This window comes from Nostoc sp. NMS7 (assembly GCF_017115085.1).
Taxonomy (GTDB): Bacteria; Cyanobacteriota; Cyanobacteriia; order Cyanobacteriales; family Nostocaceae; genus Nostoc.
On sequence record NZ_JABXKJ010000208.1, the window covers coordinates 19,632 to 45,936 of the forward strand.

The 26,305-nt window shown below is 43.3% G+C and carries 17 protein-coding genes, 1 tRNA gene and 1 pseudogene; 10 read left to right on the forward strand and 9 right to left on the reverse strand.

Features of this window, described 5'->3' with window-relative positions; genetic code table 11:
• Window positions 1-322 precede the first annotated feature (322 nt).
• A complete protein-coding gene (locus tag HWQ38_RS23950) occupies window positions 323-1,120 on the forward strand; it encodes a WecB/TagA/CpsF family glycosyltransferase (RefSeq protein WP_292798565.1) in 798 nt (265 codons plus the stop codon).
• Between the two features lie 383 nt (window positions 1,121-1,503).
• A tRNA-Gln gene (locus HWQ38_RS23955) sits at window positions 1,504-1,575 on the forward strand.
• An 89-nt stretch (window positions 1,576-1,664) separates the two neighbouring features.
• Here the strand turns inward: HWQ38_RS23955 and HWQ38_RS23960 are convergent.
• Complete coding sequence (locus tag HWQ38_RS23960) at window positions 1,665-2,144, reverse strand: hypothetical protein (protein WP_292798567.1); 480 nt, start codon at window positions 2,142-2,144, stop codon at window positions 1,665-1,667.
• A gap of 223 nt (window positions 2,145-2,367) precedes the next feature.
• Here HWQ38_RS23960 and HWQ38_RS23965 point away from each other — a divergent pair, with 223 nt between their 5' ends.
• Window positions 2,368-3,663, forward strand: coding sequence for a hypothetical protein (locus HWQ38_RS23965; protein ID WP_292798569.1), 1,296 nt, complete (start codon window positions 2,368-2,370; stop codon window positions 3,661-3,663).
• Window positions 3,664-3,754: 91 nt separating this feature from the next.
• On the opposite strand, the gene HWQ38_RS23970 is transcribed toward HWQ38_RS23965, so the two are convergent.
• Together HWQ38_RS23970 and HWQ38_RS23975 are read right to left on the reverse strand one after the other, a co-directional pair.
• The gene (locus HWQ38_RS23970) at window positions 3,755-4,600 is read right to left on the reverse strand and encodes a class I SAM-dependent methyltransferase (RefSeq protein WP_292798571.1); all 846 of its coding nucleotides are present in this window, start codon (window positions 4,598-4,600) and stop codon (window positions 3,755-3,757) included.
• A gap of 36 nt (window positions 4,601-4,636) precedes the next feature.
• On the reverse strand, window positions 4,637-5,839 hold the full coding sequence (locus HWQ38_RS23975) for an FtsW/RodA/SpoVE family cell cycle protein (protein ID WP_292798573.1): 1,203 nt from the start codon (window positions 5,837-5,839) through the stop codon (window positions 4,637-4,639).
• A 412-nt stretch (window positions 5,840-6,251) separates the two neighbouring features.
• Here HWQ38_RS23975 and HWQ38_RS23980 point away from each other — a divergent pair, with 412 nt between their 5' ends.
• On the forward strand, window positions 6,252-6,962 hold the full coding sequence (locus HWQ38_RS23980) for a hypothetical protein (protein WP_292798575.1): 711 nt from the start codon (window positions 6,252-6,254) through the stop codon (window positions 6,960-6,962).
• A gap of 295 nt (window positions 6,963-7,257) precedes the next feature.
• A complete protein-coding gene (locus HWQ38_RS23985; RefSeq protein ID WP_292798577.1) occupies window positions 7,258-9,645 on the forward strand; it encodes an EAL domain-containing protein in 2,388 nt (795 codons plus the stop codon).
• A 197-nt stretch (window positions 9,646-9,842) separates the two neighbouring features.
• Here HWQ38_RS23985 and ovoA read toward each other — a convergent pair whose 3' ends face one another.
• The 3 genes from ovoA to HWQ38_RS24000 form a co-directional block, all read right to left on the reverse strand.
• Window positions 9,843-11,180 (reverse strand): 5-histidylcysteine sulfoxide synthase, encoded by a 1,338-nt coding sequence (gene ovoA / locus HWQ38_RS23990; RefSeq protein ID WP_292798579.1) that lies wholly within the window; start codon window positions 11,178-11,180, stop codon window positions 9,843-9,845.
• Between the two features lie 492 nt (window positions 11,181-11,672).
• Window positions 11,673-13,829, reverse strand: a complete 2,157-nt coding sequence (locus tag HWQ38_RS23995) for a polyribonucleotide nucleotidyltransferase (protein ID WP_292798581.1) — start codon at window positions 13,827-13,829, stop codon at window positions 11,673-11,675.
• Window positions 13,830-13,930: 101 nt separating this feature from the next.
• A complete protein-coding gene (locus HWQ38_RS24000) occupies window positions 13,931-14,473 on the reverse strand; it encodes an N-acetyltransferase (RefSeq protein ID WP_292798583.1) in 543 nt (180 codons plus the stop codon).
• 148 nt (window positions 14,474-14,621) lie between these two features.
• On the opposite strand from HWQ38_RS24000, the gene HWQ38_RS24005 reads away from it, so the two are divergent.
• The 5 genes from HWQ38_RS24005 to HWQ38_RS24025 all read left to right on the forward strand — a co-directional run bounded on the left by HWQ38_RS24005 (window position 14,622) and on the right by HWQ38_RS24025 (window position 24,370).
• Complete coding sequence (locus tag HWQ38_RS24005; protein WP_292798585.1) at window positions 14,622-19,352, forward strand: SNF2-related protein; 4,731 nt, start codon at window positions 14,622-14,624, stop codon at window positions 19,350-19,352.
• Window positions 19,353-19,481: 129 nt separating this feature from the next.
• Window positions 19,482-20,504: a caspase family protein gene (locus HWQ38_RS24010; protein WP_292798587.1), complete on the forward strand. Its 1,023-nt coding sequence runs from the start codon at window positions 19,482-19,484 to the stop codon at window positions 20,502-20,504.
• Between the two features lie 269 nt (window positions 20,505-20,773).
• Complete coding sequence (locus HWQ38_RS24015; protein WP_292798589.1) at window positions 20,774-21,016, forward strand: hypothetical protein; 243 nt, start codon at window positions 20,774-20,776, stop codon at window positions 21,014-21,016.
• A gap of 160 nt (window positions 21,017-21,176) precedes the next feature.
• Complete coding sequence (locus HWQ38_RS24020; protein WP_292798591.1) at window positions 21,177-23,390, forward strand: tetratricopeptide repeat protein; 2,214 nt, start codon at window positions 21,177-21,179, stop codon at window positions 23,388-23,390.
• A 143-nt stretch (window positions 23,391-23,533) separates the two neighbouring features.
• The gene (locus HWQ38_RS24025) at window positions 23,534-24,370 is read left to right on the forward strand and encodes an SWIM zinc finger family protein (protein WP_292798593.1); all 837 of its coding nucleotides are present in this window, start codon (window positions 23,534-23,536) and stop codon (window positions 24,368-24,370) included.
• A 161-nt stretch (window positions 24,371-24,531) separates the two neighbouring features.
• On the opposite strand, the gene HWQ38_RS24030 is transcribed toward HWQ38_RS24025, so the two are convergent.
• The 3 genes and pseudogenes from HWQ38_RS24030 to HWQ38_RS40570 form a co-directional block, all read right to left on the reverse strand.
• Window positions 24,532-24,717, reverse strand: a complete 186-nt coding sequence (locus HWQ38_RS24030; RefSeq protein WP_292798595.1) for a PCP reductase family protein — start codon at window positions 24,715-24,717, stop codon at window positions 24,532-24,534.
• 130 nt (window positions 24,718-24,847) lie between these two features.
• Window positions 24,848-26,239: a photosystem II reaction center protein CP43 gene (psbC, locus tag HWQ38_RS24035; RefSeq protein ID WP_292798601.1), complete on the reverse strand. Its 1,392-nt coding sequence runs from the start codon at window positions 26,237-26,239 to the stop codon at window positions 24,848-24,850.
• Window positions 26,223-26,305: pseudogene (locus tag HWQ38_RS40570) on the reverse strand (photosystem II protein D2); the annotation flags it as partial. The gene psbC and the pseudogene HWQ38_RS40570, both read right to left, overlap by 17 nt.

Here is a 26,305-nt window from a genome sequence, read left to right on the forward strand (position 1 = left end):
GATATCCATCGGAACTTATCCCAATTGTAATGCTTGCAGAAAGAAATCAACAATTAATTATGAAGGAAGTATGAATTTTACCAAGCAACGTCTAAAATGCCTAGCTTAAAACAGTAAGCTAGGACACAGCAGCAAATAATTCTAATTTTAGTATTACCGATTAAGCCAAAAGTATACTAAGAAGGCAATTGCACCTCCATGTGTTAACTTCCAAGAATGACACAAGCCTACAAAAAGTCAGGAGTCATCTGATCTGAATTATTTAATATTCGGAATGGTCTAGGTAATGTATGGGTTTTTTTCTTGGACACAGGAGTTATTGATGGTGGCAAGAGTGCTTCTACCTACTAAAAAAGTGCTTGATTTTCCGATTACTGCTTTACGGTTTGACGACCAGGTACAAACAATACTTAAGTGGTCGATTCGGCATGAGAGTAAAACTGTATACGTAGCTAATGTACACATGCTCATTGAAGCTCATTGGAATCCAGAGTTTGCCAACATATTACGAAATGCAGATATAGTTACTCCTGATGGGATGCCTCTTGTATGGATGATGCGAAAAATGGGAGCGCTTTGTCAAGACCGTGTGGCAGGGATGGATATTTTACTAGCATTGTGTCAGCTAACTCAAACAGAAAATCTTAGTATTTTCTTTCTAGGTTCCCAAACAGAAATTCTTTCTAAGATGCGAAAAAGGTTAGAGAAGGAATTTCCGCAGGTGAAGATTGCGGCGATGGAACCTCTACCCTTTCGTCCCCTGAGTGAAACTGAAGACGAAGCTTTAGTTCAAAAGATTAATTCTAGTGGTGCTAGCACCGTCTTAGTATCTCTGGGATGTCCTAAGCAAGAAAATTGGATAGCTCAACATAAGGGTAAGATACAGGCTGTAATGATTGGACTGGGTGGAGTTTTCCCAGTTTATGCAGGAATTCACAAGCGGGCACCCCGTATAGTTCGAGACTTAGGACTTGAATGGCTGTATCGATGGATTCAAGAACCGCGCCGCCTTTGCGGTCGCTATGCTAAGACCATTCCACTATTTATATGGCTGGCTACTAAGCAACTACTATCATCAAGTCGGATTGCAGCAGTCTTCCTTCACGAGACTGGAGATTAAGGAAAAGGAAATAGGTGAGACTGACTGGCGGGAAAAGAAATAATCTAGCGTTAATTATCAGCAGCTGATGAGAATTTACCAACAAGTCATCAATAAAAATAAATATGTGTCTCCCCCAAGGCGTTGATTATCAAGTGAAGTAGATTTTAGATGCAAAGGAATTGCGATCGCACAATTTTCTCCCTTAACGCTCTATAATCACTATCGGATAAATTAATGTGACTTCGACGATACAGCCAAACGTCGATTCAGATGAAACAGGCTAAGTGCAAGGATTCTCACCAATCAATGTCTGGCTGTCAAAACCGATGATCTCAAATCAACTATTAAACTACTTGACATTAACCCAGGAGTAAGTGTTATATTAACTAGAGTAAAGTCGTTGGGGCGTCGCCAAGTGGTAAGGCAGCGGGTTTTGGTCTCGCCATTCCTGGGTTCGAATCCTAGCGCCCCAGTAAATCTAAAGACAGGCATAAGAGCCTGTCTTTTAGAGTATTTAATTACATTTTTCAGATGCGTCTCAATGCATCTAATTCTGTAAAAGTTACTTGTCAGGCGATTTAAGAGCTTGATCCAGAGTCTGCCGAGCCTGTTCTGCTTTAGATCGCGCTTCCTGGTAACGCACATTAGCTTGGGCAAAATTTTTCAGAACTTTAAAACCTTCCTTAAGTCGAGTAATTTCCTCTTCTGTCACCGACTCGTCAGTGAACAGAACATCAACCGCTTTGCGAATTTGCAACGCTTCCGCTCGTGACTCCTGAACTTTTAGCTTGAGTGTGGCCAGGTTACTCAGAACCTGGACAGCTTGTGTAATCGTATCTTCACCGCTAGCAGGATCAATAGTTGACTCTTTAACCTCAATTAATTGTTGAGGGCCAAATCCTTCTTCCAGTTCCGTGGGTAGCTTACCTGCATCCATCAGTTCCATCAGCTGATCCATTGCTTTGTCACGAGCTTTAGCTGAATCTTTTCCAGAAACAGTAAGGATAATTTCTGGACTTTGAGCGAGAGTGTACTGAACCATATTTGAGCAGAAAATTTCCTGGTTAACCAAGCTGAAGCAAATAACTATAACATATTGCGTGTAAGGTTATTTTTGGGTTTATTGACTTTGGTGTGGGTTTGCCAAATTCATGCGATTTCTATTTTTAATGATTTCAAGCTTTATTGTTGCCCCTGCCAAGTCGCTCAAAATAAAACTTTATACTTAAGAAAACGGGAATAAGTTTCAACAGGAGAGGAGAGCAATGGCTCCCAGTCCCACCATCATGCAAGCTGTGGAACAGCTGGGTTACCGTGTCACCGTTGGAGATGTGGCAACTCAGGCAGGATTGAACGTCGCTGAAGCTAATCAAAGCTTGTTAGCCCTGGCATCTGATGCTGGGGGACATTTGCAGGTAGCGGATTCAGGTGATATAGTTTACCTTTTCCCAGAAAATTTTCGAGCAATTTTGCGTAATAAATACTTCCGATTACGATTGCAGGAATGGTGGAAAAAGGTCTGGAGTGTTCTGTTTTACTTGATTCGCATTTCTTTTGGAATTTTCTTAACTGTTTCTATCATCCTGATAACTGTTACCATCTACATTATCATTACCTCTACCAACTCAGACCGTAACGGCAACAGTCGGGGCAGTAATTTCGGTGGCGGGTTCTTCTATTTTCCAAATTTATTCTGGTATCTTAGCCCAAATTATGACACCCAAAACCAGGAACGGCGACGTGAAAGGCGCGAAGAAAGCAATCTGAATTTCTTTGAAGCTGTCTTTTCGTTTTTGTTTGGCGATGGTAATCCTAACGCCAACTTAGAAGAACGTCGCTGGCAAGAAATTGCTACGGTGATTCGGATGAACCGTGGCGCAGTGGTAGCGGAACAAATTTCTCCATATTTGGATGAGATTGGCGAGGGATATACAAAAGAGTACGAAGATTATATGCTGCCCGTTCTGACGCGATTTAATGGGCAACCGGGGGTAAGTCCAGAAGGGCAAATTGTTTATTATTTCCCAGAGTTGCAGGTGAGTGCAACTAAAAAACGCCGTCATTCAATATCAGATCACTTGGAGGAATTTCTCTGGCGTTTTAGTGCCGCAAGTTCCGGGCAAATTATGCTGAGTGCTGGATTAGGTGTACTAAATTTTGTTGGTGCTTTAGTACTGGGAAGTTTGTTGAAAGATGGCACAGTTGCCGCCCGATTAGGTGATCTGGGGGCTTTTGTAGGTTTTGTGCAAGGAATTTATTGGCTGCTATTGGCTTATGGAGCAGGTTTCTTAGGCATACCCTTATTGCGTTATTTCTGGATTCGGTGGCGTAATCGCAAAATAGGCGATCGCAACCGCGATCGCATTTCCAGAGCAAGGCTCTTGGCAAGTCCTGATGCACCTTTGCAACAAAAAATCGACTATGCTCAACAATTTGCAACAGAAAAAGTCATTGGCAACGAAGATTTAGTGTATTCTAGCGAAACTGACTTACTCGACCAAGAAGTTGAGCGTTCTGCACAAATTGACGCTGAATGGCAACGGCGGTTAGATCAGTCATAAGCAATTCGCTTATCCAAAATTTTCCCTAATCAGAAGGTAACAAAAATGGGTGGGCAAGATGCCCGCCCATTTTTGTTTTTGCGGGAACCATTTAAAACTCCCTTACCTTAGAGATAACTTTTTGGGCGATGTGAAAAGCAGAGATATATGAAAGTTGAAGACTGCCTCCCAAATCATTTTCTATGCGATGCCTCAATCCTGAAAATAAAGACTCTTTGTTGTGTGGATCTAATTTTATGTATGGTGAGTAAGTGTTCAAAAGTGTTAAATATTCATCAACAGTGTAGGTTACTTCTGATCTAACTTGTCCAGATATTAAGTCTTTGAATTGCCCCGAATCAATGGACATATTTCCTAATTGTCTCAAGATATATTCTTGAGTTTCTTGGTCTTCATATCGATCAAGAGATGGAGTATGTACTTGATAGACTTCCGATAAGCTTTGGTACACTTCGTAGCTGGGTTGAAGTTCCTTATTCCACAATAAAATCAGGTAGCCATTTTCTTTTAGGGCATTTGCTGCTTTTGGATATCCAACTTCTGGTGATATCCAATGAAAAGAACTCGCCGCTAAAACAGCATCAAATTCAAGTGGCTTAAGTTTCCACTCTTCAAACGATGTATTTTGAATCTCTACATTAGAATACGGTTGACAATTCTGTTGAGCTAACTGGAAAAAATCTGGATTGGGTTCTAAGGAGATTATAGAGCAACCCAATTGAGCGATGCCTACTGTTGCAGTTCCAGGGCCACATCCCACTTCCAGAATTTTTGAGTCAGTGGAGAGTTGAGCAAGTTCCACAACTTGGCGAATCAAATCCTGCGGATAGCGGGGTCTTGCCTTGTTGTAAGCTTCTGCTGCTGGAGAATACCAATTTTTGCGCTGTTCGAGGTTTCTGCTGGAATAACTGATTATTGTTTGTTTTAGGTCTTCCATAGTCTATTCAATTTGATCGTGCAAAGGCGTACTAGCTCAATTCTTATTTTTCTGAAAAGCTCGGCGTCTGCGCCCATTTTCAACCAAGGGTTTTCGCAACGGTACTACCTCAGCTTCACTACTCTCGCGTGCTACCCGAATCAGCAACCCAGCAGCTATTAAACTGGCAATCATGGAATTACCACCATAACTAAACATGGGCAAAGGTAAGCCAGTAGTCGGTAAAGAACCTGTAGCAACACCGATGTGGAGCAATGATTGTCCTACCATCAAAATCGTCACGCCGATCGCTACCAATCGATGTACTATATTTTTAGCCTTCAGCGCCACAATTAATCCGAGAGTGGCAAATGTAGCTAAAAGTACTAACAATACCATACTGCCAACAAAGCCAAACTCTTCAGCAAACACGGCAAAAATAAAATCGGTATCCTGAATTGGTAAATAAAACAGCTTTTGTTGAGAAAGCCCATATCCAGAACCCCAAGTTTTACCAGAACCTACGGCGAGTAGACTTTGCACCAACTGGTAGCCATCTCCTGTAGCATCTGCCCACGGATTCAGGAATGACATCACCCGCTTACGCTGATACTCTTTAATACTAATACTCAGTATTGCCAACAGCACTCCACCAATTGCTGTTCCTCCCAGGTACTTGTAAGGTAAGCCAGCTGCTAGAGCAATTAGCCAGATAGTCATGCCGCAAAGTGCTGTTGTACTCAAGTTAGGCTGGGCAAGAATTCCTAAAAGTACCAGACCGAAAATACCCAACCAAGCCAAGCGAACCCGCCAACTGATTCGTTCCCACTGACCAAAAAGCCGCGCACTTTGCAGCACCAAAAAGGGTTTAATTAATTCTGACGGTTGAATCGGAATTGGCCCGATCGCAATCCAACGCGCTGCGTCAAAAGCCTTTCTTCCCAATCCTGGGATCAGTGTGACAAAAATTAACGCCAAAAACAGCAACAAAAACCAATGGGATAGTCCCAAAATTTTCTGCAACGGCAAATTCACAATAATATTGAATCCGATTAAGGAAACTAACACCCAAAGCAGTTGACGCTTAAAGTAGTACAACCCATCATTTTGACGGACATCAGCAACGGGATAGGATGCGGAAAATAGCATGATTAAGCCAGCGAACAGCCAAATCAACGTTAACCACCGCAACAACCGCGCTTCTAATGCCCAGTTGGAGACGGAAATATCAAAAATTGGAATCAGGCGGCGTAGATTCACGATCAGTACAGGTAAAAAGTTAGAAATTAGGAGTTAGTAATAAAACTCATAAATCATAACTTATAACTTATAACTCTTAAGTAGCTTTGACAACGATACATTTGATAATGGTCAACTTTAATACACTCAGCTAGCAACTATTAATCTAATTCCTAGTCGCTTTGACTGGGGTTGTTCTCGCGATCGCTAGTTGATACAAAGGATATTTTTCTCAGACCACTACCAAATTTGACAACACAATACTTCTTGCTTTCCTTGATTTGACTTTTGACAAACCGAAAAATTTTTAATTTGTCACGCATCCAGAAAGTTTCTTATAAAAAGCCCAGATAAAGTTTCAGTAATATTACGGTAGTGGCTTAACTTTCTCAGGGCTATGGTTAATTGAACTATTTAAAAAGCTTGCGTGAATATGACGAATAACAGCAAAGCCCCCACAAACACAATTGTGCGTAAATCTACTCGTCCAGCATTAGTAGGTGAGTTTCACATTCATATAGATGCTCAGACGCTTTCAACTCCTTTTGAAAAATTTCTGATCGAGACTCATAACTTTTGGAATTCCGACTTCTCAGGTCATCCCGAAGGACTTGCTCATCGTCCTCCAAAAAAGCATTTGACAATAAAAACTAAATATGCCTCACAGCTTCGAGAAAACTTTGCTAGTATTCTCCGCTACTTAGAGGAGAATTCTGAAGCTATAGAAGGGTACATTGAGGCGGAATATATTCCCGTTGACGTAGAAATTAAGGAAAAATCTTTCAATCCAGAAATCGAAATTCCTTTTAAGCTTAACTTGGCATCTTTAGCACCTGGAACATTTCGTCAAGAGGAGCTGCACATTACTTTATCGCGGGAGCAGTCAGACCCAAGATTAATTAATTCCTTGCGAGATATGGGATTCTACTCAGTCTATATGGAAAAATCATTTGGGGAAGTAGAAATTTTTACTGCCCAAGGAACACGCAAAATAATTCGTCAGCTTTTGCCAGAGGTTATTACATATCTAACAGCAGTGGGGGGTGCCGTACAGTGCAGCGTTAAAGAAGAAAGAATTATTCGCTGGTGGATGAGTTCACCAGAACTTCTACTGCCTTCTATTATCAACACTGTTGAGAGTTAATTAGCTCTGTTTCATCACTGTAGTGGGAGTAATATTTAGAGTAGCTCCTATAAAATGCCAGCTAATCTAAAACCTTTGCTGCAACAAAGTTTTAGACTCTTCCGAAGGGTTTGATAGAACACCTAGCCGTAGTACCGTTACGTAGAATTCAAAATTAAGAAAGCTTACCAAATAAGGTTTTGACTTATTTTAAATGGTTGGTTTATTTGCGCCCTGCTGTACTGGTTAGAGTACAAGAATGAAGGCTACTTTATATAACTGTAGCAGAATTCTTTACTCTAAAAGCCAGAATCTTGTGAAGAGTCAACCCAATCTCATTTGTCGATTTATCCCATTACAAACTCGTTCAAACAGGATATCAGACATCCTGCATCGTTTGAGTTTGAGAAACAAAATTATTGGCGGCTATGCTGTAGCTCTGAGCATTGCTGTAGGAGGAACGATCGCTGGATTGACCCTTGGCAATTACTACCAGCAACAAGCGAGTACCAGTCAAGACAGTGCTAATCAACAAGGTCAGCTGTTGAGTGACTTGCAAGTAGCCATGCTTCGGACTCTACCTACCAGAGAGTTTGTACCTTTACTCAAAAAGCCGAAAGAGTTTGAGCAACACAAGTCGGAATTGCCTGAGCGAGCAGAAAAAATTAAGCAGCTGATCAACGAACTTCAGCGATCGCCACAAACCACAGCTACAAAAGACTTGGATCGTTTGTTGTCCAAAGATTATCAGGCGGCGGAAAAATTCTACCAACAGCTTGAAGTCTTGCTCAACCAGATAAAGCCGCAGATGTTACAACCACAATCAAGTGGTGCAACTAAGAAACTAATTACAGACTTTACAGGTAGCCCCGAATTTGGTGCAGTTGTTAGCTCTGCTTACGAGCTCACAACTTTTATTAAAAGTGCTGGAGAGCAAGAGAAAGAAGCAAAGTACGCCTTGACAAAAGCAGAAGACCTGCGAAACCAGATTATTCCTATCAGTATGGTACTCTCAGTCTTGTTCGCTGCTGTCTTAGCCTTCTCTACCAGTCGAGCGATCGCCCGGCCGATTGAAGCTGTGACTCAGGTTGCTCAACTTGTTAGTTCTTCATCAGATTTTACTTTGCGAGTTCCTGTCACTACATCAGATGAAATCGGTTTATTGTCAATATCCTTCAATAACCTCATCCAAACGATCGCAATTTACATTCAAAAACTTTCACAAAAGAATCAGAAACTAGAGCAAGCAGAAGAGGCGTTACGAATAGCTCATGATCAGCTAGAAAGTCGTGTGAGAGAACGAACAGCAGAACTAGCGAAAAAAAATCAGGAATTGCTAATTGAAGTTATAGAGCGTAAGCGAGCAGAATCACAACTGCTACATTTGGCATCTCACGATGCATTAACGGGGTTGCCAAACCGCACTTTATTTATGAATAGCCTCAGAAATGCGATCGATTATTCAAAGCAGCATTCAGATTATTTATTTGCCGTGCTGTTTCTAGACTTAGATCGCTTCAAATTCATCAACGACAGCTTGGGACACATATTTGGTGACCAAGTACTGCTCACTATTGCTCAAAGGCTAAAGGAATGCCTGCGCTCTATAGATGTAGCTGCAAGGGTGGGAGGAGACGAGTTCACAATCCTATTGGGAGGAATTCAAGATGTCAACCACGTAGTACGCATGACTGAACAGATACAAGAAAAACTGGCACTTCCCATAATTTTAGATGGGCAAGAAGTGTTTACCACAGTCAGTATTGGTATTGCCTTGAGCATCACAGATTATAACCAACCAGAAGACCTTCTGCGTAACGCCGACATTGCAATGTACCGAGCTAAGGCACAAGACAAGGTGCGCTACGAGATGTTTAATACTGATATGCATATTCAGGCAATGGCACACTTGCAGTTGGAGACCGCTCTGCGACGAGCTATTGAACGTCAGGAGTTTCGGATTCATTATCAACCAATTGTGTCACTCACTACCGGGAAGATAACTGGTTTTGAAGCACTGGTGCGGTGGCAGCATCCACAACGGGGTATTATTTTACCAGAAGATTTCCTGCCAACTGCTCAAGAAACTGGGCTGAGTATTTTAATTGATGAGTGGGTAATGCGTGAAGCATGCCGCCAGACACAGCAGTGGCAAGAGCGATTCCCTCCAAAATCAGGGAAGTTGGGTGAGCAAGCCTTGACGATTAGCGTCAATCTTTGTAGTTCTTGGTTCAGTCAACAAAAGCCACTGCTGCACATCAATCAAGTCTTACAGGAGACTAGTTTAGATATACAGAGTTTGAAATTGGAGATCACAGAAAGCGTAATTATGGAAAACGGCGAGAATGTCACCACCACGTTAAATCTACTCAGAAATTTAGGAATTAAGTTGGCAATTGATGACTTTGGTACAGGCTATTCTTCATTAGGTCGCCTTCACCACTTTCCGATTCATGAGTTGAAGATTGACCGCTCCTTCGTTAGTGGAAGCAGTGTTGATGAAGGAAATTTAGATATTGTTGAGACAATTGTCACCCTGTCTAAAAAAATAGGTGTAACTGTCACAGCAGAAGGCTTGGAAACGGCAGAACAATTAGCACTCCTGAGAGCAATGAAATGTGAATATGGCCAGGGAAACTTTTTCTCGAAGCCCTTGAACAGTTCGGCAGCAGAGGCTTTAATCGTGGCTAATCATCAGTGGTGATTATGGCAATTTTTTACACAGTTGCAGACAACGATTTCAACTAACAACAAATCTTATTCTGATGCTATTTACTTAACATAACTCAATGACTTAATCCGATTAACTGCTTGGTTTTTAGGAGAGCAGCAACTTATGCTGCATATGATTTTTGGAGTTCACCCTATTTCGGTTGATTCACTGAGTTTTTTTGTGCCTTTCTACGCTTGCAAATCTTGAACAATCCGAAAACCAGAGTGCTGATAAAAATTGGGACGAAACCAATTACGGTAATATTTTAAAGCTTCTGTACCATTAGTTATCCAACATCCCCCTAACATCATCTGATGCTTAGTATCGAAAAAGATTGCAGAATTGTCTTTATAAAGAAAATGAGGTTCATATCCGGCAAGCGGGTTTAAATTATCACTCAACCATTCCCAAACATTACCCCGTAAATCGTACAATCCAGAGTGACTTTTTGCACTTTCTAACATTCCGACGGGGCTAGGTGAGCCAAATTTGAAATTGAGATTGAAATTGTCTATATTTTCGATCAAACCGTTACCATAAGTTGCTAAATGGTACTCGGCTTCACTCATTAAACGAGTATTTTTACCTTGCCAACGACAATAAGCCATTGCTTCATAATGATTGACTTCCACAGGCCAATCTAGGGGTAAGTCGATTTCATCAAACATGGCTCGATATTTGTAGCTGCCATTTTCATGTAACCAAAATTTTGGACATTGAATATTGTATTGAGTTTTCCAATTCCCAGATTCTTCATCCCAATATTCTTGATTTTCGTAACCACCAGCCTTGACAAAATAGATAAATTCGGCATTGGTAATCAGATATTTACTGGCGAAAAAGGGTGCAACTTCAACAGTGCGATCGCCATAATCAATATCCCATCCATAAGTCGAATCATCAAAGGCTTTTCCGAGTTTTACTATCCCACCAGCAACTTCGATCATATTGTTCTGAGCAGTGTAACCATTAAAAGGGGCATATTGCCAGTTTTGGGGACGTTTCACTCTCTCAACTGGTAGTTGGCGAATTAACATCGAAGAGGTTTCAATGTGAATACGCTGGTGTTCAATCCCCATCATTAAAGCCCAAAGGGGATGAGTGGGATGAATTGGCAGAGTAATTGGAATGGTTTTAATTAGTTCGGAAATTACGGTATATGCTTGTTCTCGATACTCCCAAATTTGTGCAACTTGCGGCCATTCCAGATGAGCGATCGCTTGATTTAATTCCTCTGGTATTTCTGGATCAACTCCAATTTCAAAGAGGATTTCATAGTCGGGATTGAGGCGTTTTTCTAATAATCCCACACTAATTAATTTATTGATGTAGAAAACAGCCGCATGTCCCAAATAAAAAATCAGATGATTTCTCAGAGGATCGGGATTGAGATAAAATGTATCTTCCCCGACTAAACTTTTCATCAGCATATCTTCCAGCTGCCAAGCATTCTTAAAGTAATCGAGGATAACTTGGCAATTACAAGTATCTAGTTTTGGCGGATAAGTAGAGTTAAAATTGTTCATGGTGTCACTTAGATTGATATTTACAACAATGTACAAGATAAATATTTAATGCTCATTCAGAATTTTTAGAGATGTCATAATGTTAATCTTTTTAGTTTTCAATTGGATTCTTAAATATGACAAATTTAATATTTAATAGTAAGGCTTATTTCTCAGGAATTAATAGATATTATTATACTAAAATATGATTATTTTACTGTACTTTAGTAATTCAATATTTATTAAATAGTTCAAGTATGGGCAATTCATGTAGTTTTAGCTGACCGCAGGGTATTGTCCCTATTTAGGCATAATTAGATAAAATAAAATTCTAGTTCGTAGTCAGCGAGGAATCGCTCAAAACAAGGATTATCAGGACTAAGTTTTATTGATTCAATTCTGATTAATGTCTGTTATAAATGTCGCGCAACTAATTAGAGAAGCATACGGCGATGCCTTCACAGTAGGCATCGCGGATTTTAGATTTAATCTAATCTAAAATCCCAAATCGAGTTACCGATTCACCGCCGCAGCTTCCCGTGCTGCTGCTGCTTGATCTGGGTGAATACCCAAGCGTGTGAGATTAATCCGACCTTTGTTATCAATTTCGCGCACTTTGATAATCACTTCATCGCCCACTGCGACTTCATCCTCAACTTTGCCAACGCGGTAATCAGCAAGTTGTGAAATATGGATCATACCTTCTTTTCCAGGCAAAAATTCCACAAATGCACCTATGGGTATAATCCGAGTGATACGTCCGGCATAGACATCGCCTTCGTTCAGCTTGCGGGTCATACCTTGGATGATGTTTCTGGCTCTCTTGGCCTTGTTCTCATCCACAGCCGAAATTGTCACCGTGCCATCATCTTCGATGTCAATTTTAGCACCAGTTTCCTCTGTGATCCCTTTAATAGTCTTGCCTCCAGGACCGATGACCAGACCAATCATGTCTGAATCAATCTTGATTGTTAACAGACGTGGGGCATAAGGTGAGGTTTCGGTACGCGGCTGGTCAATGCAGGCGAGCATTTTCTCCAAAATGTGCAACCGGGCTGATTTAGCTTGGTGGACAGCTTGGGAAATAACGTCCAGCGACAGACCAGGGATTTTCATATCCATTTGCAAGGCGGTAATCCCGACATCCGTGCCGGCAACTTTGAAGTCCATGTCACCCAAAAAGTCTTCAATGCCCTGAATGTCGGTCAGGACTCGCACTTCGTCCCCTTCCTTAATCAGACCCATTGCTGCGCCACTGACGGGTTTGAGAATTGGCACACCAGCATCCATCAGGGCTAGGGTGGAACCGCACACTGAACCCATTGAGGTGGAACCGTTGGAGGAAAGTACTTCCGATACGATCCGAATCACGTAGGGAAAATCTTCTTTTGACGGTAGTACAGGTATTATCGCTCGCTCTGCTAATGCGCCGTGACCAATTTCGCGCCTTCCGGGAGTACGCAGTGGCTTGGTTTCCCCGACTGAGAAAGGCGGGAAGTTGTAATGATGCAGATAACGCTTGTGTTGATCTAGCTGCATGTCATCGTTAAGGTTTTGGGCATCCCCAGGTGTACCTAGAGTACAAGCGGATAATACCTGAGTTAGTTCCCGGTTAAATAAACCGCTCCCGTGGACTCGCTTTGGTAAGACATTAACTAAACAAGAAACAGGACGCACTTGATCGAGTTTGCGACCATCAACGCGAACGTTATCTTCGATGATTTGCCGCCGCATGAAGTATTTGGTAATATCTTTAAAAGTGTTACCAAGTGCTTTGCTATTTGCAGTTGCGGCAACTCGAATTGGGTCTTCATGTGACAATTGGCTGATCGTCGTGGCAATTTCATCCTTGACGACATCTAAAGCTGCATCGCGTTCGGGTTTGGTGAAATGAAATTGAGAGAGGATTTTCTTGATCTGGCTGCTAGCGCGATCGCGGATATAATTTTCTAGCGTCTGGTCTACTTCTGGTGGTGCTGCTTCCACTATTACCAGACCCAGTTCTGCGACTAAATCTTGCTGCGCTTTGATTAAGTCCCGCACTGCTTCATAACCAAAGTCAATTGCCTCGATAATATCTCGCTCTGGCAACTGATTGGCTCCCGCCTCCACCATGATCACCCCATGTGGTGAACCGGCTACTACCAAATCCAAGTCTCCAGCTTCAATTTCTGCATAAGTGGGGTTAATTATGAAATCATCTCCCACTAAACCAACCCGCACTGCTGCCATTGGCCCATTAAAAGGAATCTGGGCAATTAGGGTAGCGATCGAAGCACCTGTAACTGCTAGGACATCGGGTGGTACTAACTCATCCATCGACATCGTGATCGCAATAATTTGCAGGTCATCCCGTAGCCATGAGGGAAACAGGGGACGCATGGGACGGTCTATTAGACGGCTGGTGAGAATTGTTTTTTCTGGGGGACGACCTTCCCGGCGCATAATCCCGCCGGGAATCCTACCTGCGGCATACAGCCTTTCTTCATAATCTACTGTAAGGGGAAGAAAATCAATGCCTTCTCTGGCTTGCGATCGCGTAGCCGTGACTAAAACGGATGTGTCCCCTGATTCTATCAACACCGACCCACCAGCCTGGGGAGCTAGTAAGCCTACTTTCAGTCGAATATCCCTACCATCGAAGGATATTGACTTATCAACTTCTGCCATTCAGTTTTTTTTCCTTCTCTTTCGCTATTCTCTTTCTGTGGCAATCCTAACATTTATGCACTATGACTGACTTCTGGTACATACAAAGATAGATAAGTCGTTCAACCCAAAGCACGATACATGATCAGCGCGTCTACCACTTGTTGTCCTAGCTTGGCTGCATGCGGAATCCGCCCAATGATCTCAAATCCTAACGACTGCCAAAGTGTAATTGAAGGTATATTAGTTTCAAAGACCAAATTGAACATTACTGCCTCATAGCCAAGGTTAGCTGCTATCAAGAGCATCGCTTTTCCCATGAACCGCCCTATCCCCTGACCGCGTAACCCAGGTTGTACAATAAAACCAGCGTTGCAAATATGACTACACCGACCGGGAAAGTTTGGTTTTAAATAAAACGCCGCTAATATTTCTTTTGGCTTGTGTGTAGCATCTTCAACCGATGTCCTGATAACAAAGGCATCCTGACTCAACCAGTAAGCTGAAAATTCTGCCGGAGATAGAGGTTGCTTTTGGGGATAAGTTTTACCTTCAACAATTACAACATTAAGTAATGCTCTTACAACCTCCTGTTCTTGAGGATGCATATAATCTAGTTCAACTAGTATCCCGCTTTTTAAAACTTGAACAAGGGGAAAATCCATTAATTAATAATCTTGATGCGGATGGATTGCGGAAATACTTATTATATGCAATATTTGCCGGAAAGATATTCGGTAAAAAATCTAAAAAGTAGAATATTGGCAATTTGAATTATTTAATTTTGTTTGGGAAAATCTGAGTAGTTAGCAAATGGCGATTTTACACGGGAATTGGTTACTAAAAAATCAAAATGGTTGTTTATTTATTTGGGGAGAAACTTGGCGATCGCCACGAGTAAATTTCGATCCGAGTGGATCTGGAGATATACCACTACATCCATTGGCAATGACATCAGTTGAGTTGAGTGAGTGGTTGCGTTCCCAGAACATGGCAATTACCAACTTCATCCAACAACCTCAAGTTGCGTTGCCTACTACTGGGCGAACGCGCAAAGCCGCCATTGCTACTGAGATTAGTTTGCCAACGCATTCGCAAATAATTGCCCTACCAACTTATATCCCAGAAGGCAGTGGAGAAGGAACAGCAGCGATTTTCCCTGTGCATTCTGCCAGCTTAGGGTTAGATACAGATGCCCCGCAATATTTGCAACCGTGGCGAGTTGAGGGTTTTTGTCTCAACCCCAGCGAAGCAGTAAAATTTCTCACGGCTGTTCCCCTAAATGCTACTAACGGGGAAGATGCCTTTTTGGGAGGGGATTTACGTTTTTGGTCGCAGGTTGTCCGGTGGAGTTTAGATTTACTCTCACGGTGCAAGTTTTTACCAATAATTGGGCGGCAATTAGATGCTGCATTTGCCACTAGATGGCAAGTACTTTTAGACAGTGCTGTAGATGGAACCCGCGTAGAAAAATTTTCTGCGAACATGCCGTTGGTTTGTCGTACTTATCAGGAGGGAGTGGGGGGAGATGAGGGGGACAAGGGGGACAAGGGGGACAAGGGGGACAAGGGGACAAAGGGACAAAGGGACAAGGAAAATAACCATGCCCCATGCCCAATGCCCAATGCCCAATGCCCAATCTATGTTGACTTTCCAGCCGAACCTCAAGAATTACTTTTGGGATTTCTTAACAATACGATAGATGCCCAAGTGCGAGAAATGGCGGGTTCTCAACCTCCAATGGAAGCTAAAGCAATCGCATCTTTACCAGTTGCAGTGCGACAGTGGTTGCAAGCTTTAACTACTGCATCTGGTACAGTCAATGCAGATGCAATTGAAGTGGAACGACTGGAAGCGGCACTGAAGGCTTGGACTATGCCGCTACAATACCAATTAACTCTTAAAAGTCTATTTCGTACCTGTTTTGAACTGCGTTCTCCAGAGTCTGGCGAAACCGATTGGACATTGGCATATTTCCTGCAAGCGGCTGACGATCCGAAGTTTTTGGTAGATGCGGCAACTATTTGGAATCATCCAGTTGAGCAATTAATTTATCAAAATCGGACAATTGACCAACCACAAGAAACATTTTTGCGAGGTTTAGGGCTAGCTTCCCGATTATACCCAGCGATCGCACCCAGTTTTGAAACCGAATATCCCCAATTTTATAATCTCACCCCCATCCAAGCTTATGAGTTTATTAAAGCTGTAGCTTGGAGGTTGGAAGACAGTGGTTTGGGAGTAATTTTGCCTCTCAGTTTAGCGAATCGTGAAGGATGGGCGAACCGTTTGGGTTTGAAAATTACTGCCGAAACCCCAAAGACAAAGCAGGGACGTTTAGGGTTGCAAAGTCTACTAAATTTCCAATGGCAATTGGCAATTGGTGGACAAACTATTTCCAAAGCTGAGTTTGATAAACTTGTGGCTTTAAATAGTCCGCTAGTGGAAATTAACGGTGAGTGGGTAGAATTGCGATCGCAAGATATCAAGACAGCCCAAACTTTTTTTACCACTCGCAAAGACCAAATGGCACTTTCCTTAGAAGATGCCTTGCGTTTCAGTACAGGGGATACCCAGGTAATTGAAAAATTACCAGTGGTCAGCTTTGAGGCTTCTGGGGCATTGCAAGAGTTGATTGGGGCGCTAACAAATAATCAAGCGATCGCACCTTTTCCCACACCAACAGGCTTTCAAGGACAGTTGCGACCTTATCAAGAACGAGGTGCCGCTTGGCTGTCATTCTTGGAACGTTGGGGCTTGGGTGCGTGTCTCGCCGACGACATGGGATTAGGTAAATGCATAGCAAATAATACTCTAGTAAATGTAAATGGACTGTTACGCACAGCCGAGACAATTTGGACAACTCACGCTGGAGAAACAGAGTTTGACGGCGAAGGATTTTGGGCTAACCCCACTGATCAATTATTAGTTAATTCCATAGATGAAAAAACTGGCAAAATTGTCCAAGCTAATGTCAGACGATTGTATCGGCAGCAAGTCCGCGAGAAATTACGAAAAGTCACGCTAGAAGACGGTAGCAGTATCACCATCACTCATCGTCACAAGCTGTTGACAAGTAAAGGTTGGACAAATAACTTACAGGTAGGTGATTATGTTTGTGTCCCAGGTAAAACGCTTTGGAACGGGCAACCACAAGACCTTGACTTAGTTAAGTTTCTCGCTTGGCAGATTGCCGAAGGGCATGAACTACCTGATGTGGGAAGAGTCACAATATCCCAAAAAGACACCAGAGTACTAGACGATTTACTCCAAATTTGCCAACGCATTCAAAACCGCTATAACCTCAAAATTAACAGCCCTAATATCTGTACCTTCCCTAACAGAGTTTCTTGTCTTCGAGTTAACAGCCAAGCCTATCGGCGATTCTTAGAAGCTAAAGGTTATGTTTGGGGCAAACTATCGGCAGAAAAATCTATTCCGCCCTTGATCATGCAAGCAGACTTAGATAGTGTGCGGATCTTTTTACAAAACTATTTCGATGCTGAATCTGCTGTTGTTTTGAGTATGCGGAGTATTGAGATTTCTACAGCTTCAGCTTTACTAATTCAGCAACTTTCTGCACTGTTGCGGCGCTTCGGCATTTGGTTACGAATTTCCCCCAAGCAAAAGTGTGCTACTAATGGAACCCAGACTTTACGCACCTACTATATTGGTGTAATTGGTGGAAATTCTGCACGCCGATTTTTGCAAACAATTGGTTTTAGCAATCCAGAAAAACAGGGCAAACTAGAAGAAATTTGTCAATACATAAGCAACAGTAATATTGAGGGTGTTCCGGCTGCTGATATTGTTGCCCAAACAGTCACAACAACAGGGCTACCGTTGCGGCATTTTGGGATGCACAACACTGTTTATATTAATGGCTCACAGCAATTTTCTAAAGATAGTTTACAGCCAGTAATGGCTGGGATGAACCGCATTATTAGTGGAGAAGCTCAACAGCAGTATCAGCTACTAAAACCTTCCAAGTGGACAACTCAAACTCTGACAGCATACACTCACCTGGACATAAAACAGTTAAGCTTAACCAAGCAGTCTTTGCAAAATTTGCTCGACCAAGAGGTGTTTTATTGCCGGATTAAATCCATAGAAGAGATAGATTATGAAGGATGGGTTTATGATTTTGAAGTTAGCGAACATCACAATTTTGTCGCTAACAATATTATTTGCCATAATACTATCCAATTCATTGCTTTTCTGCTGCACTTGAAAGAACAAGATGCACTAGAAAATCCAACTCTACTGGTTTGTCCAACTTCTGTTTTAGGTAACTGGGAAAGGGAAGTTAATAAATTTGCACCAACTCTGAAAATTTTGCAATATCACGGTGACAAACGTCCAAAAGGAAAAGCATTTTTAGAAGCAGTAAAAAAACATGATTTAATCGTTACCAGCTACTCACTTCTTCATCGAGATATCAAGTCATTGCAAAGCGTATCTTGGCAGATAATTGTTTTAGATGAAGCGCAAAATGTGAAAAATCCAGAGGCGAAGCAATCAAAAGCAGTGCGGCAATTATCAGCTACCTTTCGCATTGCATTGACGGGGACACCAGTAGAAAACAGACTGCAAGAACTCTGGTCTATTTTAGATTTTCTGAATCCAGGGTATTTAGGCAATAAGCAATTTTTCCAGCGCCGATTTGCGATGCCAATTGAAAAGTATGGGGATACAGCTTCTTTGACTCAATTACGTTCATTAGTTCAACCATTTATACTGCGGCGATTGAAAAGCGATCGCGACATCATTCAAGACTTGCCAGATAAGCAAGAAATGACTGTATTTTGTGGTCTAACTGGTGAACAAGCTGCACTTTATCAACAAGTAGTAGAAACATCTTTAGTAGAGATTGAATCTGCTGAAGGATTGCAACGCCGGGGGATGATTTTGGCTTTACTAATCAAGCTCAAACAAATCTGCAATCACCCAGCCCAATACTTGAAACAGGCGACATTAGAGCAACATAATTCAGCCAAACTTCTGCGCTTAGAAGAAATGTTAGAAGAAGTTTTAGCTGAAAATGACCATGCTTTAATCTTTACACAATTTGCTGAGTGGGGTAAGTTACTTAAACCCTATTTAGAAAAACAGCTAGGGCGAGAAATATTCTTTTTATATGGTAGTACTACTAAAAAACAACGTGAGGAAATGATCGACCGTTTCCAACACGATCCTCAAGGTCCCCCGATTATGATTCTTTCTCTGAAAGCAGGCGGAGTAGGACTGAATTTAACACGAGCCAATCATGTATTCCACTTTGATAGATGGTGGAATCCAGCCGTGGAAAATCAAGCCACAGATCGAGTATTTCGGATTGGTCAAACCCGGAATGTGCAAGTACATAAATTTGTTTGCACTGGCACATTAGAAGAAAAAATTCATGACATGATTGAAAGTAAGAAACAATTAGCTGAACAAGTTGTGGGCGCTGGTGAAGAATGGCTAACTGAAATGGATACAGACCAACTTCGCAACTTACTAATACTTGACCGGAGTGCAATAATTGACGATGATGCAGAATAAGTTTGTAGTTAGGACTTTAGTCCTTAATTTCAGCGCTTTAGCGCTCACTACAAACCTCGCAAAATTAATCACATAGACAAATATGCGATATTGAAAAATATCACACCTTCTTCTTTATCCTGTGCCATCATGTCGAATCACTTTGCCCACGGTTATGCGTTGTTAATTGGGGTTGGCAGAACAGCCGAATCTCGATATTCATTGCCTGTCACAGTTAAAGATGTGCAAGCCCTGAAAACAGTGCTAACCGATCCAAACTTGTGTGCCTATCTGGATGATTCAGAACATATTCGCTTATTGCAGAATGAACAGACGACGCGCAGCGCAATTTTGGATGGATTGGTGTGGTTAAAGGAAAAGGCTGCTGCTGATAAAGATGCAACAATTGTAGTTTTTTACTCTGGTCATGGGTGCTTTGACTTATCAAGTCAGTGTTATTATTTGCTGCAACATAACTTCAATTCCACAGATATTGCTAACACCGCCCTATCTGCCCAAGAATTTACTCAAGCTTTGCGGCAGATTCAAGCAAAGCGCTTGTGGGTGGTAATTGATAGTTGCCACGCAGAGGGTATGGCTACTTCTAAAGGTGAACTACCTGCTGATTTTATCGCTACGTCATTGCCCAAGGGCGTGGTCGATGCCTTGAAGCAGGGCCAAGGAAGGGCAGTGTTTACGTCTTCCAGAGGCAATCAGGTTTCTTGGATACGTCCTGATGGAAATATGAGTCTCTATACTTATCATCTAATTGAGGCATTGCGAGGAGCGGCTAATCAACCAGGCGATTCCAAAGTTATGCTTTCAAATCTGATCAATCATTTGGGTAAAACCGTTCCAGAGAGCGCCAGAACCCAACGTCAGGCAGAACAGACTCCATTTTTTGATACAGCGATGGAAGATTTTCCTATTGCCATGCTGCGGGGAGGGAAAGGACTACCAAGCTCAACCCCAGTCTCAGACTTGCCAATTATGACCGATCAACAAGTGGTAACACCTGCATTAGCAAGAGCAAAACGAGCATTAGCAATTTTGGAAGAACAAGCTGCTTCCTTTGGAATTCGTATGCCAGTGGATTTGCAGATTGAATTAGAAGAGAAACGCCGCCAGGTCATTGAATTAGAGTCCCGGCATCAAAGAACAGGATTGGATTAAGCAAATATAGCCCAATACAGTTTAGTTAAGCATTTCTTCCTTCTCTTCCTTTGCGTCCTTTGCGTCCTTTGCGGTTCGTTAAAAAAATTGACTTTGACAAAAAGTTTTGCCCTTAGGGACTTCCAACAAATAAATTATCCAATCTTGTGGGGTGGGCATCTTGCCCGCCTTGGACTACGGGCGGGCGAGACGCCCACCCCACAAGAAATAGTTGAGTATTTTTTTATTTGGAAGTCCCTTAAGTGAACCGTATTGAAATATAAGCGACGATGATTTTTCTCATTCCGAGTTCCGAACACGAACTTCCAAGTTCTAAACACGAACCGCCGAGTTCCGAACATGAACCGCCGAGTTCCGAACATGAACTGCCGAGTTCCGAACACAAACCGCCGAGTTCCGAACACGAACCGCCGAGTTCCAAACACGAACCGCCGAGTTCCGAACATGAACCTCCGAGTTCCGAACACGAACTTCCAAGTTCCAAACATGAACCGCCGAGTTCTGAGGGATAGTGTGAAAGACTAGAGTTATTCCACAAGCTTGCGATCGCCCCAACCCCCCTTAAAAAGCAGGGCAAGAGAGTTTCTTAAAGTCCCCCTTTTTAAGGGGGATTTAGGGGGATCTCCATAGTGTGCAGCGTATTAATATTAGATTTATCTTTTATATAATCTTATGGATAATCAAGAAGCATTACAGCGAACTCTCAACCGCGCTCGTCGCGCCCTCCAGATATTAGAAGAAGAAAAAGCTAGTTTTGGAATTAGAATTTCGCCGGACTTAGTAATCGAACTAGAAGAAAAACAAAAAGAAGTCACTAGCCTAGAAACGCGATTAAGCCAGTTACAGGGACAACGCCCCGAAAGTCTGCCCGATAACCTACCCCGGTATATCGATGTGTTTGTGGGACGCAAACAAGAAATTGCCCGTTGTATGGAAGCACTTTCACCCGACGAACGCGGTTGGGATGTAGTGATCGATGGTATTGGTGGTATGGGCAAAACGGCCTTAGCGCTGGAGGTAGCACACCTAGCCCGTAAGCAAGACTTGTTTGATGCTTACCTGTTTGTTTCTGCTAAGACTACCTCGCTCTCAACTGAAGGAGTGCGGCAAGAAACCCTCGCCCTGTCTTCTCTCGATAGCTTCTGCCGGGAATTTGCCAAGGGGTTAGGAAAGACAGATATTGTGAAAATGACTGATGCCACAAAACGCCGCCGTGCCCTTCTTGATGCCCTGCGGGGACGGCGTACACTGTTGATTTGGGACAACTTGGAAACCCTGAATGCAGAAGAACGCGATATGATTTCCGAGTTTCTGCGGAAACTGCCCATCCCCAACAAAGCCATCATCACCAGCCGCCGCCGCACTGGGGAAAGCGCCCCCACCATCCGCTTAGATCGTCTCTTAGAGCCAGAAGCTTTGGAATTAATGAGAGAGAAGGGAAGGTCACACTCCCGCCTAGCCCAGGAACTAAACGCAACTAAGCCAGAGATATTGACCGCTTTATATGAAGCGTCTGGTGGCAATCCCCTAGCGCTAGATTGGACATTAGGACAGGTGGCACACAAAGGCTACTCTATCAGTGTTGCCCTAGAGCGGTTGCGAAATGCCGCCAAATCCCCCGATCTCTACGGGTTTCTGTTTGCCGATGCTGCCAAAACTCTCTCTGAAAACGATCGCACAGTGTTGTCTGCCCTAGTTGTATTTCTGACACCAGCAAAAACCGCAGCATTGGCAGATGCTACGGATTTAGCCATAACCGAGATCCAAGTTTCTTTAGAGCGGTTAGTCACTCTATCTTTGGTGAATGAGTTGGATGGAGAACGGTTTGGCCTGCACCCCCTCACCCGCACATATATTCGGGCAGCTGTAGGCGGAACGGATACCGTTGGAACTGCACCCCTAAGTGGAATTCGGTTTGACTCTACTGCCCTACGCAAAGCTCTGCGCTACTGGGTGGACTTTGCCCAGAAGTACGGGGGTGATGACAAAGATGCCTACAAAACCCATGACAAGGTGGAAGCCGAGTGGCAGAATCTAGAGGGCGTGGCGACAACCCTGCGGGAGATAGCAGGTATCCCCGGTGCATTGAAAGACCGAGAGGCTGCCCAGATGCTCATCGATTTGGAAAAAGCTTTGTCTAACTTCCTCTTCTTTCGCGGCTACTGGGATGAGAGGGTGCACTTGGGTGAGTGGCGATATCAGGCGGGAAAGGCGCTCGGTCAGTGGAGCGATGCTGGTTGGGGTGCCTATGATGTTGCCTGGATTTACTACAATCGCGCGGAGACGGAGCGGGCAGCAAGTTGGGCGGCTCAGATGGCGGAGGCAATGGAGCAGGGCGGTAATCGTCGGGACAAGGCTTTTGCAATTCGGTTGCAAGGAGTGATTGCACAGCAACGCCAGGACTGGGCAGAGGCGGAGCGACTGTATCAGGAGGCATTAGCGATTTACCGAGAGTTGGGGGATGAAGAATGTGAAGCGATCGCCCTCAACGATCTGGGAAGAGTTGCCCAAAACCAGGGAGACTACGATCGCGCCGAGTCGTACTACAAGCAAACATTGGCGATAGAAGAAAAACTGGGAAATAAAGAACGACAAGCATCTTACTGCGGCTGCTTGGGAAATCTAGCCCTTAACCGCGATCGCCCTTCAGAAGCTCGCCCCTGGTACAAGCGTGAGTTAGCGTTGGCGCAAGAAGTGGGACGGCAAAACTTGGTGGCTGATGCTCAAGTGGGGCTGGCGCGAGTTCTGGAGAAGGAGGAACGCTACGCAGAAGCGCTACCATTAGCACAGTCTGCCCTGAAAATCCAAGAGCGTCTGCGTGATCAAAACTTGAATTTTTCACGCGGATTAGTTGAGCGGTTGCGGCACAAGGCAGGGATGGAATAATTCGTAATTAATTCAAGGTTTTAAGTCCTTGTGTAGTGCCAGAGTTCCAATCTGTAGGCGTATATAGGACTCCTATTTGATTTTTGAACAAATTAAGTACCAATCGAAAAGGCTTATTCCCTACTCCCCACTCCCTATTCATTATGACTAATTACACATTACAAGCAAGCCGCGAATGGTGGTCACAACAATGGCTAGATTTGCTAGATTCCTATCGCTTTAAAAAGCGTTTAGAACGTGCGAGAAACTATGCTCGTCAAGGAAATGTTTTGAGCATTGAATTTAAAGGTGCAAAAGTATTGGCTAGGGTACAAGGTAGCGAAATTGAACCTTATAAAGTTTCGCTTTCTCTGGAACCTTTTAGCGATGAACAGTGGGGTTATGTAATTGAAACTATGTCCCAAAGGGCAATTTTTGCCGCCAAACTTTTGGCAGGAGAAATGCCACAAAATATAGAAGAAGTGTTCACAGCTAATGGTCTTTCGATATTTCCATTTACCCTTGCTGATATCCAGAGTAAATGCTCTTGCCCGGATAAAGTAAATCCCTGCAAACACGTTGGTGCAGTATACTATCAGTTAGGCGATCGCTTCAGTGAAGACCCTTTTATACTATTTCAATTGCGCGGACGTACCAAAGAGCAAATTATCAGCGATTTACGTCATTTACGTAGTGCCAAGATTGAACCCAATACGCCAGAAACGCTTGATATTCAACAGTCAATTCCTAATAACAAATACTCTGTAAAAATTGATTCTTTCTGGCAATACAATGAGCCACTAGAGTCATCCTTAGTAGTGATTACACCTTCCAGTAGCGAGACGATATTAGATGTATTAGGAGTAATTCCCCTAGCGAAGGAAGAGGAAAATGCAGTAAATTCAACTTCGAGTGATGTGGTCATGAAGTATTTGAAAACAGTTTACAGGGATGTGAGCCAGAAGGCTGTTTTAGCAGCGATGAATGTGGGAAGAAGCTAATACTAATTTGTAATATCATGTCCGCTTGATTACTTATTAAACCTGAAGAACCCCACCCCGCCAAAGCTACGCTTTGTCTCCCCTCCCTGCAAGCGGGGAGGGGATTAAGGGGAGCCAGTGCGGTCTTGGGGTTTCGGCTTTCTCGCTTCCAAGTAAATGTTTTATTGTCCAAACTCAAGCCTAGCCTGTTCTACTAAATCAGCTGTCACAACCTCTTGCTCTGCTTCACGAGCCAGCTGTTCAATTCGGGCTTTAGCTTGAGTGCGGACAAAAAAGGGAATATTTTGTAACTTTTCCTTAGCTTCAGCTGTCCATTGCAAAGCATCAATAAAATTGGAATCGCTCATAGTATTAATTACCTTGGTAAGTGGCTCAGTTGAATCAGTAGATTACTAATTTTCCTATAAAAAAAGCCCTTGCTTTTATGCAAGAGCCTTTAAATTATTTAATTGTCAGTGATGAGATAAACTTTACAACCTAGTCAAGGTTGTCCATAAACATCACTGGCTCAGTATCACGGTTAATTCCTTTCTCAAAACCACCAGCAGCTGCCCGTGCGCGACCAGCGTGCCACAAGTGACCAACTAGGAAGAAAAATCCTAGTACGAAGTGAGAAGTCGCTAACCAAGCGCGAGGAGATACGTAGTTGAAGGAGTTAATCTCGGTAGCCACACCACCCACGGAGTTCAAAGAACCCAGAGGAGCGTGGGTCATGTATTCAGCAGCGCGACGGGCTTGCCAAGGCTGAATATCATTCTTGATTTTTTCCAGGTCAAGACCATTGGGGCCACGTAGAGGCTCCAACCAAGGTCCGCGGAAATCCCAGAAGCGCATGGTTTCACCACCGAAGATGATTTCACCAGTGGGAGAGCGCATCAGGTATTTACCCAATCCTGTGGGACCTTGGGCAGAACCGACGTTAGCACCCAAGCGTTGGTCACGAATCAAGAAGGTCAAAGCCTGAGCTTGAGAAGCTTCCGGACCCGTAGGACCGTAAAATTCGCTGGGATAAACGGTGTTGTTAAACCAAACAAAGAGCGAAGCAATGAAGCCCATCAGGGAGAGAGCACCCAAGCTGTAGGAGAGATAAGCCTCACCAGACCAGATGGATGCACGACGTGACCAAGCAAAAGGCTTGGTGAGAATGTGGAAAATACCGCCAGCAATACAGATAAAGGCAATCCAGATGTGACCACCGACCACATCTTCTAAGTTATTGACGCTGACAATCCAGCCTTCGCCACCGAAGGGAGACTTGATTACATAACCGAAGATAACCGCAGGGTTCAATGTTGGATTGGTAATAATCCGAACATCACCACCGCCTGGTGCCCAGGTGTCATACAAACCACCAAAGAACATTGCTTTTAGTACTAACAGCAGCGCACCGCATCCCAAAATAATCAGGTGGAACCCGATGATATTGGTCATCTTGTTCTTATCTTTCCAGTCGTAACCAAAGAAAGAAGAGTATTCTTCTAAGGTTTCTGGACCACGGACTGCATGATAGATACCGCCAAAGCCAAGGACGGCTGAGGAAATTAGGTGGAGTACACCGACAACAAAGTAGGGGAAGGTGTCGATGACTTCACCACCAGCACCAACACCCCAACCCTGAGTGGCGAGGTGAGGTAACAGGATTAAGCCCTGCTCATACATGGGCTTTTCAGGAATGAAGTGAGCGACTTCAAATAAAGTCATCGCTCCAGCCCAGAATACAATCAAACCAGCGTGGGCAACGTGGGCACCCAGTAGTTTGCCAGATAGGTTGATTAAACGTGCGTTACCAGACCACCAAGCAAATCCAGTCGATTCTTGGTCGCGTCCAGTACCGCCTAAAATATTTGGTCTATTAGAGAGCGTTACCACGTGGTAATACCTCCTCAGGGAATACAAATTGTTCGTGGGGTTGATCTTGAGGAGCCATCCAAGCGC